This is a genomic window from Nonomuraea sp. B5E05 (genome assembly GCF_039880665.1).
Classification (GTDB): Bacteria; Actinomycetota; Actinomycetes; order Streptosporangiales; family Streptosporangiaceae; genus Nonomuraea.
On record NZ_JBDPMJ010000019.1, the window covers coordinates 26,313 to 40,355 of the forward strand.

Annotated in this window: 14 protein-coding genes, 1 tRNA gene and 2 riboswitches; of the genes, 7 read left to right on the forward strand and 8 right to left on the reverse strand. The window is 70.0% G+C overall.

What is annotated here, in order from left to right; translation table 11 throughout:
* Nucleotides 1–58: 58 nt before the first annotated feature.
* Nucleotides 59–1,252, forward strand: coding sequence for an amino acid deaminase/aldolase (locus tag ABGB01_RS30390; RefSeq protein ID WP_347776952.1), 1,194 nt, complete (start codon nt 59–61; stop codon nt 1,250–1,252).
* 48 nt (nt 1,253–1,300) lie between these two features.
* Here the strand turns inward: ABGB01_RS30390 and ABGB01_RS30395 are convergent, their stop codons facing one another.
* A complete protein-coding gene (locus tag ABGB01_RS30395) occupies nt 1,301–1,636 on the reverse strand; it encodes a DUF3618 domain-containing protein (RefSeq protein WP_347776953.1) in 336 nt (111 codons plus the stop codon).
* Nucleotides 1,637–1,785: 149 nt separating this feature from the next.
* Between ABGB01_RS30395 and bcp the strand changes: the two genes are divergently transcribed.
* Together bcp and ABGB01_RS30405 are read left to right on the forward strand one after the other, a co-directional pair.
* Nucleotides 1,786–2,259 (forward strand): thioredoxin-dependent thiol peroxidase, encoded by a 474-nt coding sequence (gene bcp / locus ABGB01_RS30400; RefSeq protein ID WP_347649830.1) that lies wholly within the window; start codon nt 1,786–1,788, stop codon nt 2,257–2,259.
* 132 nt (nt 2,260–2,391) lie between these two features.
* Nucleotides 2,392–2,474, forward strand: a tRNA-Leu gene (locus ABGB01_RS30405).
* A 107-nt stretch (nt 2,475–2,581) separates the two neighbouring features.
* Here the strand turns inward: ABGB01_RS30405 and ABGB01_RS30410 are convergent.
* The 7 genes from ABGB01_RS30410 to ABGB01_RS30440 all read right to left on the reverse strand — a co-directional run bounded on the left by ABGB01_RS30410 (nt 2,582) and on the right by ABGB01_RS30440 (nt 10,009).
* A complete protein-coding gene (locus ABGB01_RS30410) occupies nt 2,582–3,958 on the reverse strand; it encodes an L-serine ammonia-lyase (protein ID WP_347776954.1) in 1,377 nt (458 codons plus the stop codon).
* 72 nt (nt 3,959–4,030) lie between these two features.
* The gene (gene gcvH / locus ABGB01_RS30415) at nt 4,031–4,420 is read right to left on the reverse strand and encodes a glycine cleavage system protein GcvH (protein ID WP_347776955.1); all 390 of its coding nucleotides are present in this window, start codon (nt 4,418–4,420) and stop codon (nt 4,031–4,033) included.
* Nucleotides 4,417–5,502, reverse strand: coding sequence for a glycine cleavage system aminomethyltransferase GcvT (gcvT, locus tag ABGB01_RS30420; RefSeq protein ID WP_347776956.1), 1,086 nt, complete (start codon nt 5,500–5,502; stop codon nt 4,417–4,419). Before gcvT ends, gcvH begins: the two co-directional genes overlap by 4 nt.
* Before the next feature lie 34 nt (nt 5,503–5,536).
* Nucleotides 5,537–5,636: riboswitch (glycine riboswitch) on the reverse strand.
* Nucleotides 5,637–5,655: 19 nt separating this feature from the next.
* Nucleotides 5,656–5,753, reverse strand: a riboswitch (glycine riboswitch).
* 53 nt (nt 5,754–5,806) lie between these two features.
* Nucleotides 5,807–6,499, reverse strand: a complete 693-nt coding sequence (locus tag ABGB01_RS30425; RefSeq protein ID WP_347776957.1) for a gamma-glutamyl-gamma-aminobutyrate hydrolase family protein — start codon at nt 6,497–6,499, stop codon at nt 5,807–5,809.
* Between the two features lie 9 nt (nt 6,500–6,508).
* Nucleotides 6,509–7,273 (reverse strand): 3-oxoacyl-ACP reductase, encoded by a 765-nt coding sequence (locus ABGB01_RS30430; protein ID WP_347776958.1) that lies wholly within the window; start codon nt 7,271–7,273, stop codon nt 6,509–6,511.
* A gap of 8 nt (nt 7,274–7,281) precedes the next feature.
* Nucleotides 7,282–8,628 carry an aldehyde dehydrogenase family protein gene (locus tag ABGB01_RS30435; protein WP_347776959.1) on the reverse strand — a complete coding sequence of 449 codons (1,347 nt, stop codon included), beginning with the start codon at nt 8,626–8,628 and terminating at the stop codon, nt 7,282–7,284.
* 10 nt (nt 8,629–8,638) lie between these two features.
* On the reverse strand, nt 8,639–10,009 hold the full coding sequence (locus ABGB01_RS30440; protein ID WP_347776960.1) for a glutamine synthetase family protein: 1,371 nt from the start codon (nt 10,007–10,009) through the stop codon (nt 8,639–8,641).
* Between the two features lie 124 nt (nt 10,010–10,133).
* On the opposite strand from ABGB01_RS30440, the gene ABGB01_RS30445 reads away from it, so the two are divergent.
* From ABGB01_RS30445 to ABGB01_RS30460, 4 genes are all read left to right on the forward strand, one after another.
* Nucleotides 10,134–10,838, forward strand: a complete 705-nt coding sequence (locus tag ABGB01_RS30445) for an FCD domain-containing protein (RefSeq protein WP_347777077.1) — start codon at nt 10,134–10,136, stop codon at nt 10,836–10,838.
* A 60-nt stretch (nt 10,839–10,898) separates the two neighbouring features.
* Complete coding sequence (locus tag ABGB01_RS30450; protein ID WP_347776961.1) at nt 10,899–11,654, forward strand: hypothetical protein; 756 nt, start codon at nt 10,899–10,901, stop codon at nt 11,652–11,654.
* A gap of 93 nt (nt 11,655–11,747) precedes the next feature.
* Nucleotides 11,748–11,993: a hypothetical protein gene (locus tag ABGB01_RS30455; protein WP_347776962.1), complete on the forward strand. Its 246-nt coding sequence runs from the start codon at nt 11,748–11,750 to the stop codon at nt 11,991–11,993.
* Nucleotides 11,994–12,285: 292 nt separating this feature from the next.
* On the forward strand, nt 12,286–14,013 hold the full coding sequence (locus ABGB01_RS30460; RefSeq protein ID WP_347776963.1) for an ABC transporter ATP-binding protein: 1,728 nt from the start codon (nt 12,286–12,288) through the stop codon (nt 14,011–14,013).
* The last annotated feature ends 30 nt before the right edge of the window (nt 14,014–14,043 follow it).

The window sequence follows — 14,043 nt, forward strand, 5'->3', positions numbered from 1 at the left end:
AGGACTAATATGAAAGCCGCTCATATTCATTTGCCTGATATGTCGTTACGCTGCTGGTATGGATGCCCGCCAGCGCTATGATCGCGCCACTGCGGCGCTCGAGCCTCCGTTCGCGATCCTCGATCTGGCGGCCATGCGGGCCAACGCGGCCGACCTCGTCCGCCGGGCGGCGGGCAAACCGATCCGGGTGGCGAGCAAATCGCTGCGCAGCCGGCCGCTGCTCGAACGCGTCCTGGCCATGGACGGTTTCCAGGGCGTCATGGCCTTCACCCTGCCCGAGGCGCTGTGGCTGGCCCGGCACGGGTGCACGGACGTCCTCGTCGCCTACCCGACGGCCGACCGGCACGCGCTCGCCGAACTGGCCGGGGACGCGGTCGCGGCCGGGCGCATCACCGTGACCGTCGACTCGCTCGCGCACCTCGACTTCATCGAGGCGGCCGTGGACGGGGTGCGTCCTCGGGCCGAGCTGCGGATCTGCCTCGACATCGACGCCGGCTACCTCGCCCTGGGCGGGAGATTCCGGGCGGGAGCCCTGCGCTCCCCGATCCGCGAGCCCGAGCAGGCCGCCGACCTGGCCGCCGCCATCGCCGAACGCCCGGGGCTCCGCCTGGCCGGGCTGCTGGCGTACGAGGCCCAGATCGCCGGAGTCGGCGACGACGCTCCGGGCAACGCTCTGCTCACCCGTGCGATCAGAGTCATGCAGGCGTGCTCCGCCCGGGAGCTCGTCGTCAGGCGCGGCCGCGTCGTGAACGCCGTCCGCCGGGTCGCCGACCTCGAATTCGTCAACGGCGGCGGCACCGGCTCCATCGAGCGCACCGTACGCGAGAAGGCCGTCACGGAGGTGACGGCGGGATCCGGACTCTTCCACCCGAGATTGTTCGACTTCTACCGCGGCTTCACCGGCCATCCGGCGGCCCTCTTCGCCCTGCCGGTCGTACGCCGCCCGGCTCCGGACATCGCCACCGTGCTCGGGGGCGGCTATCCGGCCTCGGGTGCGGCCGGCAGGAGCCGCCTGCCGCAGCCCTACCTGCCGGCGGGGCTGCGCTTCTCCCCGGACGAAGGCGCGGGGGAGGTGCAGACGCCGCTGCTCGGGCAGGCCGCCGAGGACCTGCGGATCGGCGACCGGGTGTGGTTCAGGCACGCCAAGGCGGGCGAGATGTGCGAGCGGTTCGACACGCTCCACCTCGTCGACGGGGACACCCTGGCCGGATCGGTGCCGACGTACAGAGGCGAGGGCAGGACCTTCCTCTGACCTCCGGCGCCACGCGCGCCGGGCGTGCTCGACCGGTGTGCGGGAGGGTCAGGCGCGCTGCCGGCGGCGGCGGCGCCAGAGCACGAGGGCCGCCCCCACGACCAGGACCGCCCCGACCCCGATGAGGACAGGACCCAGGTCGGGCCGCTCATCGTCCCACGCCCGCTCGGGATCGTCGGCGTAGCCGGCCGGTCGCGGCGCCACCCCGAGCGCGTCGCCCACGGACGCCACGAAGTGCCCCGCCCTGCTCTTGACGTCGGTCACCGTGCGTTCGGCGACCCGCTTGGGGCTCACCCGGTCGGCAATGGCGTCGACCGTCTGCGCCAACTCGGCGCGCGTCCGCGCGATCCGCCGCTCCAGTTCGTCGGGATCGGTGTCAGCCATGGCGTCTCCTTTCGACCGTGCGTGGCCGCGCCCGCCTCGTGTGCCGTGCGGGCTGCGGCCGTAGTGGTCGTGATCAGTCTGTCAGGTCGGCAGGCCGTACGGCACGGTGGCCAGCCCGGTAGGTTTGCGGGAAGAACCGAGGAGGGCCCATGACAGAGACCAAGCTCGCGCCCGGCGACGCCGCGCCCGAGTTCGTGCTACCCGCCGCCGACGGAACCACCGTTTCCCTCGGCGACCACCGCGGCAAACGGGTGATCCTCTATTTCTACCCCGCCGCGATGACGCCCGGCTGCACCAAGCAGGCCTGCGATTTCCGTGACAACCTCAGCCAGTTGACCGCCGAGGGTTTCGTGGTGCTCGGCGTGTCGAAGGACAAACCGGAAAAGCTGGCCAAGTTCGTCGAGCGTGACGCGCTGACCTTCCCGCTGCTCTCCGATCCCGACCTCGTCGTGCACAAGGCGTACGCCGCCTATGGCCCCAAGAAGTTGTACGGCAAGGAGATCGTGGGGGTCATCCGCTCGACGTTCGTCATCGACGGCGACGGGAAGGTGGAGCAGGCGCTCTACAACGTGAAGGCGACGGGGCACGTGGCCTCGTTGAAGAAGAAGCTGGGCCTGGCCTGAGCCGGTTCGCGGGCCCGCGGAAAAGGGCCCGCGCCCTTCTCCCGCCCTTCTCCGGCCGGCGTTCATCACGGATGCGCGTCGTCCTCACCCAGAGCGCTAAACTGTCTGAAGCCCGCTTTCGGCGGGGACTACGCGGGCGTGGCGAAATGGCATACGCGGCAGGTTTAGGTCTTGTTGGTGGAGACACCGTGGGGGTTCGAATCCCCCCGCCCGCACAACGGAGCGCCGAACGGATCCGCCCTTTCCTGGGGCTTTTCTCCAAATAAGCTGGCATTTCCCAGCTAACGCGACAAATCGCGCGCCCGGAGGCGCTCGATGGTGGTCAGCACTCGATCACGTTGACGGCCAGGCCGCCGCGTGAGGTCTCCTTGTACTTGTCCAGCATGTCGCGGCCGGTGTCGCGCATCGTCTTGATCGCCTTGTCCAGGGCCACGAAATGGCGGCCGTCGCCGCGCAGGGCGATCCTGGCCGCCGTGATGGCCTTGTTGGAGGCGACCGCGTTCCGCTCGATGCACGGGATCTGCACCAGCCCGCCGATCGGGTCGCAGGTCAGCCCCAGGTTGTGCTCGATGCCGATCTCGGCGGCGTTCTCGACCTGCTCCGGGGTGCCCCCGAGCGCCTCCGTGAGGCCCGCGGAGGCCATGGAGCAGGCGGAGCCGACCTCGCCCTGGCAGCCCACCTCGGCGCCCGAGATCGAGGCGTTCTCCTTGAACAGCACGCCGATCGCGCCGGCCGTGAGCAGGAAGCGGACCACGCCGTCCTCGTCCGCGTGGGGGACGAAGCGGGTGTAGTACGTCAGGACCGCCGGGATGATGCCGGCGGCCCCGTTGGTGGGGGCGGTGACGATGCGGCCGCCGGCGGCGTTCTCCTCGTTGACCGCCAGCGCGAACAACGTCACCCAGTCCATCGCCTGCAGCGGGTCCTTCTCGGCCGGCTCGGACTGCAGGCGGCGGTGCAGCTGGTTGGCGCGGCGCCTGACCTTGAGCCCGCCGGGCAGGACGCCCTCCTTCGAGATGCCCCGGCGCACGCACTCCGACATCACCTGCCAGAGGTGCAGCAGCTCCGCGCGGACCTCCTCCTCGGTACGCCCGAACGCCTTCTCGTTCTCCAGCATGAGCGCGGACATCGACAGACCGGTGTTCGTGCAGTGTTTGAGCAGCTCTTCCCCGGTGGTGAAGGGGTAGGGCAGGACGGTGTCGTCCGGCTTGATGCGATCGGCGCCGGTGGCCTTCTCGTCCACGACGAAGCCGCCGCCGACCGAGAAGTAGACCTTCTCCCTGAGCCGCTCGCCCGCCGCGTCGTAGGCGGTGAAGCGCATGCCGTTCGGGTGCTCGGGCAGCGAGATCTTGCGTTCGAAGACGAGGTCCTGGCCGACGACGAAGGGGATCTCGTGCGTGCCGTACAGCCGGACGCTGCCCGACTCGCGCATCTCGGCCAGGCGCCCTTCGATGGTGTCCACGTCGACCAGTTCGGGCTTCTCGCCGGACAGGCCCAGCAGGACCGCCTTGTCGCTGCCGTGGCCCTTGCCGGTCAGGCCGAGCGAGCCGTACAGGATGGCCTCCACCCGGGCCACGCGCGGCAGCAGGCCGTCCTCGTGCAGGCCGCGGGCGAACTTGTGGGCCGCGGCCATCGGGCCTCCCGTGTGGGAGCTCGACGGCCCGATGCCGATCTTGAAGAGATCGAAGACGCTGATCGCCATTGATGGTGCGCCCTTCATGAGTGCCGGGGCCCGGACGCGGGCCCCGGCGTCAGCCGATGAGACCTGGCAGGGTCAGGACTCGCCCGAGGTGAGCGCGGCGTACTCCTCGGCGGAGAGCAGGTCCTCCGGGTCGCCCTCCATGCGCACCCGGAACATCCAGCCCTCGCCGTACGGGTCGCTGTTGGCCAGGCTCGGGTCGTCCACGATGGCCTGGTTGATCTCGACGATCTCGCCGCCGACGGGCGTGTAGATCTCGCTGACCGACTTGGTCGACTCGACCTCGCCGACGGAGTCGCCCGGCTCGGTGATCGACCCGATCTCGGGGAGCTGCACGAAGACGACGTCACCAAGGGCGTCGGCGGCGTAGGCCGTGATGCCGACGGTCACGGTGAGGCCGTCCTCGACCCCGGAAACCCACTCGTGTTCCTTGGTGTAGCTCAGGTCGTCAGGGATGTTGCTCACTTGTTCCTCCTGTAAAAGGGCAGCTCGGCCAGGTCCATGGGTTCATGGCTGCCCCGGATGTCCACAGCCAGGCCTGAGTCGGCGCCGGTGTCCACGTAGGCCAGCGCGATGGGCTTGCCCAGGGTCTGGGAGGGCGCACCGCTGGTGACCTCGCCGACGACGGCGCCGTCCTTGGTGACCGGGTAGCCGTGGCGCGGCACCCGGCGGCCCCGGGCGACCAGACCGACGAGACGGCGCCGCGGCGGGTCGTCCTTGACCGCCTCGAGCGCCGACCTGCCGACGAAGTCGCCCGGCTTGTCGAATTTCACCACCCTGCCCAGCCCCGCGTCGAACGGGGTCAGCTCGGCGCTCAGCTCGTTGCCGTACAGGGGCATGCCGGCTTCGAGTCTGAGCGTGTCGCGGCTGGACAGTCCGGCGGGCTTGAGCCCGTACGGCTCGCCCGCGGCCACGAGCGCGTGCCAGAGCGGCACCGCGTCCTGGTTGGCCACGAACAGCTCGAACCCGTCCTCGCCGGTGTAGCCGGTGCGCGCGATGAGCGCCTGCCGCCCGTCGACCAGCCCTTGCAGGCCCGCGTAGTACTTGAGCCCGGCCAGGTCGGCGTCGGTGAGCGTGGCGAGGATCTCCTGGGAGCGGGGTCCCTGGACGGCGATCAGCGCGTACTGCTGCGAACGGTCGTCGACCACGGCGTCGTACGCCTTGGAGCGGTTCTCCAGCTCGCCGGCGACCTTCTCGTAGTTCGAGGCGTTCGCGACGACCATGAACTCCTCGTCCCCGAGCCGGTAGACGATGAGGTCGTCCAGCACCCCGCCTCGCTCGTTGACGATCATGGTGTATCTCGCTCGTCCGGGCGTCACGGCCGACATGTTGCCGACCAGCGCGTAGTCCAGCGCGGCGGCGGCCTGCGGCCCGGTCACGAAGATCTCGCCCATGTGCGAGAGGTCGAACAGTCCGGCGGCCTCGCGGACGGCCCTGTGCTCCGCGGACTCGCTCCCGTACCGGAGTGGCATGAGCCAGCCCGCGAAGTCGGTCAGCGTCGCGCCGAGGCTTTCGTGCACGTCTCGTAGCGGAGTAGGTCGGGACATTTATCGCACCTCAGGACAGGATTGGATGCCAGCATCCTCCCCCTCTGTCATCGATGCCTGAGAGCTTCGCCCGAGTTTTGCCGGACTTTCACCTTCGGCGAGGCCCTGCGGGCCTGCTTTCCAGAGGTCACCTTCCGAGGAGACATGCTCCTGGTCAGCCGTGCGGTCCTTTGCCTTGAGAGGTTCGCGGGGAGGGCTTGCTCCTTCAGGGACCCTGACCGGCTGTCAGGGTGCTCTCCCGCACGGTTTGCTGGTGTGTCCCGCCAGCCTAGTAGTGATTTGGGGGTCTTGTCGCGTTCGCCCGTCAGCAGGCGGTCACCAGGGCCTCGAAGAGGGCGTGGTCCTCGGCCGCCTCCGGATGCCACTGCGCCGCAACGCTGAACGGCCCCGAGTCCAGCTCCACCCCTTCCACGGTGCCGTCGGCGGCGGTCGCGGTCACGGTGAGGCCGGGAGCGAGCCGGTCGACGGCCTGGTGGTGATAGTGCGGCACCGTCACGGGCGCCGTGCCCAGCGCCTTGGCCAGCCGGGTGCCGGGGACGGGGGTGATGGGGAGGTGGCCGAAACGTCCGGGCGCGGGGGAGTGACCCGTGTGGCCGACCACGTCGGGCAGGTGCTGGTGGAGGGTGCCGCCGAGGGCGACGTTGAGCACCTGGAGGCCCCGGCAGATGCCGAGGAAGGGCAGCCCGGCGTCGAGGGCGGCGGCCAGCACGGCGAACTCGGCCTGGTCACGGAATTCGCGGATATAGCCGGTACGCTCCTCCGGCGTCTCGCCGTACCTCGCCGGATCGATGTCGCCGCCCCCGGCCAGGACGAGCCCGTCCAGGCGGCTCACCACCTGCGCGGCGTCCCCCGCGGGCGGGAGCACCACCGGCTGGCCGCCGGCCCGGACGACCTGCTCGACATACATGTACGGCAGGAGCGCGACCGGCATGTCCTGCCAGACCGTGAACGTCGCCGGCTCCACGTAACAAGTGACCCCGATGACGGGACGTCGCACGATGACCTCCTAGAGCGGCGTGACGTAGGCGCCGGAGATGCCGCCGTCCACCAGGAACTCGCTGCCCGTGATGAACGACGCGTCGTCGCTGGCCAGGAACGCGACCGCCGCCGCGATCTCCGACGCCTCGGCGAAGCGCCCGACCGGGACGTGCACCAGACGCCGCTGCGCCCGCTCGGGGTCCTTCGCGAACAACTCCCGCAGCAGCGGCGTGTTCACCGGCCCCGGACACAGCGCGTTCACCCGGATGCCCTCGCGGGCGAACTGCACGCCCAGCTCGCGCGACATCGCCAGCACCCCGCCCTTGGACGCCGTGTAGGAGATCTGCGAGGTCGCCGAGCCCATGACGGCCACGAACGACGCGGTGTTGATGATCGAGCCCTTGCCCTGGCGCCGCATGTACGGGATGGCGTGCTTGCAGCACAGGTAGACGCTGGTCAGGTTCACGTCCTGGACGCGGCGCCACGCGTCGATGCCGGTCTCCAGGATCGAGTCGTCGTCGGGCGGCGAGATGCCGGCGTTGTTGAAGGCGATGTCCACGCTGCCGTAGGTGTCGAACGCCGTACGGAACATCCGGGCGACGTCGTCCTCGTCGGCCACGTCGACGCGTACGAACAGGCCGCCGACCTCGTTCGCGGCCTTGACGCCCGCCTCCTCGTCGAGGTCGGCGCAGACCACCCTGGCGCCCTCGTCGGCGAACCTGCGCGCGGTGGCCAGCCCGATGCCGCCGCCCGCGCCGGTGATCACAGCCACCCGATCCTGCAGTCTCTTCACGTGCTGCCTCACTCCCAGGAGATGAAGACGTTCTTGGTCTCCGTGAACGCCGCCAGGGCGTCGGGGCCGAGCTCCCGGCCCAGCCCTGACTGCTTGAAGCCGCCGAACGGGGTCCAGTAGCGGACCGACGCGTTGGAGTTCACCGACAGGGCGCCCGCCTCGACCGCTCTGGACACGCGGAGCGCGCGCCCGACGTCGCGGGTCCAGATGGAGCCGCTCAGCCCGTAGGGGGTGTCGTTGGCGATGCGTACGGCGTCCGCCTCGTCCTCGAAGGGCGCCACCGACACGACCGGCCCGAAGATCTCTTCTGTGAACGTACGGTCGGTGACGTCCGGGGTGAGCACGGTCGGCGGGAACCAGTAGCCCTTGCCGCCGGGGCACGACCCCTGGAGGTAGGGGGCGCCGTCCTGGACGAAGCCGCGCACGCGGTCGAGGTGCTCGGCGCTGATCAGCGGGCCCATCTCGGTGCTCTCGTCGCGGGGGTCGCCGACGACGACGCCGCGTACGGCCTCGGAGAGGCGCTCCATGAAGGCGTCGTACACGCTTGCCTGGACGAGCAGCCGGGACCTGGCGCAGCAGTCCTGTCCCGCGTTGTCGAAGACCGCGTAAGGGGCTGCTTGTGCCGCTCTGTCGAGATCGGCATCCGCAAAGATGATATTTGCGGACTTGCCGCCTAGCTCCAGCGTGACCCGCTTGACCTGGGCCGCCGCCTTGGCCGCGATCTCCTTGCCCACCTCGGTCGAGCCGGTGAACACGATCTTGGCCACGTCGGGGTGCTCCACCAGCCGGGCGCCCGCGACCTCCCCAGCCCCGGGCAGCACCTGGAGCACCCCCTCGGGCAGGCCCGCCGCCAGGGCCAGCTCGGCCAGCCTCAGCGCGGTCAGCGGAGTCCACTCGGCCGGCTTGACGATCACCGTGTTGCCGGCCGCCAGCGCCGGGGCAACCCCCCACGACATGATCAGCATCGGGAAGTTCCACGGCACGATGACGCCCACCACGCCCAGCGGCTCCTGGAAGGTGACGTCCACGCCGCCGGGCACCGGGATCTGCTTGCCGTGGTCGCGCTCGGGCGCGCCTGCGTAGAAGTGCAGCACGTCGCGTACGGCGCCCGCCTCCCAGCGGGCGTTGCCGATCGGGTGCCCGGCGTTGGCCAGCTCCAGCCGCGCCAGCTCCTCGCCGTGCTCGCCCACCAGGTCGGCGAACCTCCTCAGCAGCCGCGCCCGGTCGCCGGGCGCCACCTGCCGCCAGGCGGCGTACGCCTTCCTGGCACGCTCCACCGCCCGGTCGATCTCGGCCGCGTCGGCGAGTTCGACGTCGGCGATGACGTCCTCCGTCGCCGGATTGACGATCTTCATCGGTCACCCGTCACATTCGCTCGAAACCACGGAACATCTCCCAGTCCGTCACCGCCGCGTCGAACGCCGCCAGCTCCACCCGCGCGTTGTTCGCGTAGTGCTCGACGACGTCCTCGCCGAACGCCTCGCGCGCCAGCTTCGACCCCTCGAACAGGGGGAGCGCGTCGCGCAGCGTGTGCGGCACGGTCTCCGCGCCCGAGTCGTAGGCGTTGCCCTCGAACGCGTCCTCCAGCGGCAGCTCGTTGTCGATGCCGTGCAGCCCGGCCGCCACCAGCCCCGCCACCGCCAGGTACGGGTTGACGTCGCCGCCCGGCACGCGGTTCTCGATCCGCAGCGACGGACCGTGGCCGACGAGCCTGAGTGCGCAGGTGCGGTTGTCGACGCCCCACTTGATCGCCGTGGGGGCGAAGCTGCCCGGCGTGTAACGCTTGTAGGAGTTGATGTTGGGGGCGTACAGCAGCGTGAGCTCGCGCAGGCAGGCCTGCTGCCCGGCGATGAAGCGGGCGCCGAGCTGCGAGAGCCCGTACGGCCCCGGCCCGGCCATGACGGGGTCGCCGTCGAGGCTCCTGAGCGAGATGTGGATGTGGCAGGAGTTGCCCTCGCGCTGGTTCGGCTTGGCCATGAAGGTGATCGATCTGCCCTCCTGGGCGGCGATCTCCTTGGCGCCGTTCTTGTAGATGGCGTGGTTGTCGCAGGTCTTCAGCGCCTCGGCGTAGCGGAAGGCGATCTCGTGCTGGCCCAGGTTGCACTCGCCCTTCGCGGACTCGACGTAGAGCCCGGCGCCCTCCATGTCCCGCCTGATCCGCCTGAGCAGGGGCTCGATGCGGGCGGTCCCCAGCAGCGAGTAGTCGACGTTGTAGAGGTTGGCGGGCGACATGTCGCGGTAGCCGCGCTGCCACGCCTGCTCGTAGGTGTCGTCGTAGACGCAGAACTCCAGCTCGGTGCCGACGTACGCGGCCAGCCCCCGCTCCTCGAGGCGGGCCAGCTGCCTGCGCAGGATCTGGCGCGGCGAGGGCGGCACGTCGCCGCCGTCCTCCCACGTCAGGTCGGCCATCAGCAGGGCGGTGCCCTCCTGCCACGGCACCCGGCGCAACGTCGTCAGGTCGGGTCTCATCACGAAGTCGCCGTATCCGCGCTCCCAGGACGACATCGCGTAGCCGGAGACGGTGTTCATGTCCACGTCGACCGCGAGCAGGTAGTTGCACCCTTCGGAGCCGTGGTGCAGCACCTCGTCGAGGAAATAGCGTGCGGACAGCCTCTTGCCCTGCAACCTGCCCTGCATGTCGGCGATCGCGAGCAGCACGGTGTCGATCCGCCCGGATGCCACCTCGTCGCGCAGCTCGCCGACGGAAAGGCATCCGGTGCTCGCTCCCTCGCTCACGCTACGCCGCTCCGATCTGCGCTGACACGCGTCCCCGTTGATTGGGCTAGTCTTAGACCATTGATGTGTATGGCGGGATCCCTTGTCAAGACCTGAGGACACGTTGGACGAGTCGGCGCGTTTGATGACGGTGCTGCGCCCGGTCCGGGCCGGCAACGCCTTCGAGGAGACCGTGGAACGCCTGCTCCAGGCCATCAAGCTCGGCCTGGTCGCGCAGGGCGACAAGCTTCCCCCCGAGCGCGAGCTGGCCGTCAGGCTCGGCATCAGCAGGGTGACGCTGCGCGAGGCCATCCGGGCGCTGTCCGACGCGGGCTACCTCGACGTGCGCAGAGGCCGGTACGGCGGCGCTTTCGTCACGTACACGCCGCCCCAGCCGGACGCCGGCCACCTGCGCGAGGCCGTCGAGGAGATGGGCATGGCCGACCTGTCGGACGCCCTCACGTTCCGCCTGGCGGTCGAGTGCGGGGCGGCCCAGGTGCTGGCGATGTCCCGGCCGGCGGAGGAGCAGCGGGCGGTGCTCGTACGCCGGCTCGCCGACGTGAACGAGGCCGGCCTCGAGGACTACCGCCGGCTCGACACAGCCTTCCACCTGTCGATCGCCGAGCTGACGGGCTCACCCCTGCTCGCCACGACCTGCGCGGACGCCCGCTCGCGGGTCAGCGACCTGCTCAACGCCATCCCCATGCTCCAGGTCAACCTCGACCACGCCGCCGTGCAGCACCAGGCCATCGTCGACGCCATCCTGGCGGGCGACCCCGACGCGGCCCGGCAGGCGGTGGCCGAGCACCTGGAGGGCACGGCGGCCCTCCTGCGCGCGTTTCTGGCCTGAGAGTCGCCGCCGGTTGCGCGCATTTGGGACCCATGGGCTCGTAGCATCAGTTCCAGCATCATGGGGAACTGGTTTCAGCACACCATCATCGCCACAGGACGGCTGCCGCTGTTCTGTTACTTCGTGGCGCTCATCGTCGCCTTCATCGCCACGCGCATCAACGTCCGCCTGATCAGGGCGAAGATCGGCTGGTTCCGCAACGTGAGCGTGGGCGAGATGCACATCCACCACGTCGTGTTCGGCGTCGTGCTGATGATGGCAGGCGGGGTCGCCGGCCTCATCGTCCCGCCCGCGTCGCAGGTGGGCACGGCGGCCGCGGCGTGCGTGTTCGGCATCGGATCGGCGCTGGTGCTGGACGAGTTCGCGCTGATCCTGCACCTGCACGACGTCTACTGGGAAGAGGAGGGGCGCACCTCGGTGGACGCCGTCTTCATCGCGGTCGCCGTCACCGGCCTGCTCCTCATGGGGTTGCGCCCGCTCACCTGGGACTACGGCACCCCGGTCAACCCCGCCGTGCTCATCATCGCCAACCTGGCGCTGGCCGTCGTCACCCTGCTCAAGGGCAAGATCTGGACCGGGATGGCGGGGCTGTTCATCCCGCCCATGCTGCTGGTGGGCGCGTTCCGCCTGGCGCGGCCGGGCTCGCCCTGGGCCCACTGGTTCTTCACCAGGCAGTCACCGCGCAAGATGGCCAAGGCGATCCACCGGGAGGAACGCTGGCGGCGGCCGGTGATCAAGGCCAAGATCGCCTTCCAGGAGTTCCTCTCAGGGCGGCACGATCTGCCGTCCACGCGGCGCGGGCGTTGGAACACGTGAAACATGGAGCTTCCTTCCTTCCAGCGGCGTCTGCTCCAGGCCGTGTCACCCGTGTGTGAGACCTACGGTCTGGTACTCGCGGGCGGTCACGCCATGAGGGCTCATGGCTTCACCGACCGGCCGGGCGCCGACCTCGACTTCGCCACCGCCATGGGGACCCCCCTTCGCGAGGTGGCGGACGGTGTCGCGGGCGCGTTCCTGGACGCGGGCCTGCGGGCGTCGATCACCGATGTCACGCCGCGGATGGCGCGGCTGATGGTCGAGGACATGGCGACCGGGGACTCGACCTGCTGCGTGAGGCGTTCCAGCAGCGTCCGGTCACCTGCGGCGGGTCGATGACGGTGACGCCGGCCATGACAATCCCGATTTGCCGGACATTGACTGATTTCCTGCCATAAAGCGCCCGCGAGGTCACAAGGGCGCTTCCGAGGTCACGCCGCGGTCCCCGGTGGAGGGATGACCTCGTTCCTCGATGCCCTATTCGCGCGCGGGCCGCTCCCGGATGTCGTCTCCTCCCCACGAAGGAGAAGTCAACCGAAGTTGACATACTAAGGTCGTCAATTTAGGTTGACGATGGCGGATCGGTGCCGATCGAGGGCTCCCGTTCGTTGGAGCAAAGTCGAGAAATGTCGTGAAGGGGGTTGCGGTGGTCAAGGAGTTGCTCGCCTACGTACGCCCGCACAGGAAGGTCCTGTTCCTGGGCGGCCTGCTGGGCCTGATCGGCTCGGTGGCGGGTCTGGCGATGCCGTTGCTGGCCAAGTACGTCGTCGACGCGTTCGGCCAGAACACGTCGATGGCCGGGCCGCTGTTAGGGCTCACCGCCGCGGTGCTGGTGGGCGCGGTCGTGTCGGCCGGTGGCAGTTACCTGATGGAGCGCACGGGCGAGGGCATCGTGCTCGGCGCCAGGCGCGGGCTCGTGGACCGGATGTTGCGCCTCAAGGTCGCCGACGTCGACCGGCTCAAGCCCGGTGACCTGATGTCGCGGGTGACCAGCGACACGACGCTGCTGCGCGCCGTGCTGACCAACGGCATCGTCGAGTCAGTGAGCGCGGCGTTCATGCTGGTCGGGGCCATCGTCATGATGGCGGCCATGGACGGCGTGCTGCTGCTGATCACGCTGCTCGTGGTGGTGGTGATCGGCGGGCTGGTCGCGTTGATCATGCCGAGGATCCAGCGGGCCCAGACGCACGCCCAGGAGGCCGTGGGCGAGATGGGGGCCGTGCTGGACCGGGCACTGCAGGCGTACAGGACGGTGAAGGCGAGCGGCGCGGAGGAGCGGGAGATCGCCGAGGTGGGCGAGGCGGCGGTGCGCGCCCGTGACAGGGGCCTGCAGGTCGCCGGGTGGACGTCGCTCGCGGGCGTGGCGACGTGGATGGCGGTGCAGATCGCGTTCCTGTGCGTGCTGGGCGTCGGCGGGTCGAGGGTGGCCTCCGGCACGCTCGAGGTGTCGTCGCTGATCGCGTTCCTGCTCTATCTGTTCTACCTCGTGCCGCCGATCGGGCAGCTGGTCCAGGGCGGTGTGCAGCTCCAGCAGGGACTGGCCGCGCTCAAGCGGATCAAGGAGATCGAGGAGCTGCCGGCGGAGCCGGCCGAGCCGGTCCGCGTCGCCCATGGCAGCGTGGAGCCGGTCGGGGTGACGTTCGAGGACGTGGTGTTCCGGTACGGCGACGACCGGCCGATCGTGCACGACGGGGTCACCTTCGAGGTGCCGCCCGGCGGCCTGACCGCGCTGGTGGGGCCGTCGGGGGCGGGGAAGTCGACGGTGTTCGCCCTGCTCGAACGCTTCTACGACCACCAGGGCGGCACGATCAGGATCGGCGGCCGCGACATCCGCGACTGGCCGCTGGGCGAGCTGCGGGCCGCACTCGGCTACGTCGAGCAGGACGCCCCCGTGCTGGCCGGCACGTTGCGGGAGAACCTGCTCTTCGCCGCCAGAGAGGCCACCGACGAGGAGCTGCGCCGCGCGATCGCCCGCACCCGGCTCGACGACCTGGTGGCCAGGCTGCCCGAAGGGCTGGAGACGGCGGTCGGGCACCGCGGGGTGCTGCTGTCCGGCGGCGAGCGGCAGCGCGTCGCCATCGCCAGGGCGCTGCTGCGCAAGCCCAGGCTGCTGCTGCTCGACGAGGCCACCTCGCAGCTCGACGCGGTCAACGAGCTGCGGCTGCGCGAGGTCATCGCCGAGGTGGCCGCGGAGACCACGGTGCTCGTCATCGCGCACCGCCTGTCCACCGTGACCAACGCCGACCGGATCGTGGTCATGGAGGGCGGAGGGGTGCGCGCGGTCGGCACGCACGACGAGCTGGTCGGCCTGGACGACCTCTATCGCGAGCTGGCGGCCACCCAGTTCCTGGTGAGCTAGCCGATGTAGTCTGCGGGTGACATTGATGAA

What these genes read in the sequence shown, in the direction of transcription:
- bcp (WP_347649830.1), top strand. Translation starts at nt 1,786, where the DNA reads ATGACAGAGACCAAGCTCGCGCCCGGCGACGCCGCGCCCGAGTTCGTG.
- ABGB01_RS30450 (WP_347776961.1), top strand. Translation starts at nt 10,899, where the DNA reads ATGGGGAACTGGTTTCAGCACACCATCATCGCCACAGGACGGCTGCCG.
- ABGB01_RS30390 (WP_347776952.1), top strand. Translation starts at nt 59, where the DNA reads ATGGATGCCCGCCAGCGCTATGATCGCGCCACTGCGGCGCTCGAGCCT.
- ABGB01_RS30455 (WP_347776962.1), top strand. Translation starts at nt 11,748, where the DNA reads ATGAGGGCTCATGGCTTCACCGACCGGCCGGGCGCCGACCTCGACTTC.
- ABGB01_RS30410 (WP_347776954.1), bottom strand. Translation starts at nt 3,958, where the DNA reads ATGGCGATCAGCGTCTTCGATCTCTTCAAGATCGGCATCGGGCCGTCG.
- ABGB01_RS30395 (WP_347776953.1), bottom strand. Translation starts at nt 1,636, where the DNA reads ATGGCTGACACCGATCCCGACGAACTGGAGCGGCGGATCGCGCGGACG.
- ABGB01_RS30435 (WP_347776959.1), bottom strand. Translation starts at nt 8,628, where the DNA reads ATGAAGATCGTCAATCCGGCGACGGAGGACGTCATCGCCGACGTCGAA.
- gcvT (WP_347776956.1), bottom strand. Translation starts at nt 5,502, where the DNA reads ATGTCCCGACCTACTCCGCTACGAGACGTGCACGAAAGCCTCGGCGCG.
- ABGB01_RS30445 (WP_347777077.1), top strand. Translation starts at nt 10,134, where the DNA reads ATGACGGTGCTGCGCCCGGTCCGGGCCGGCAACGCCTTCGAGGAGACC.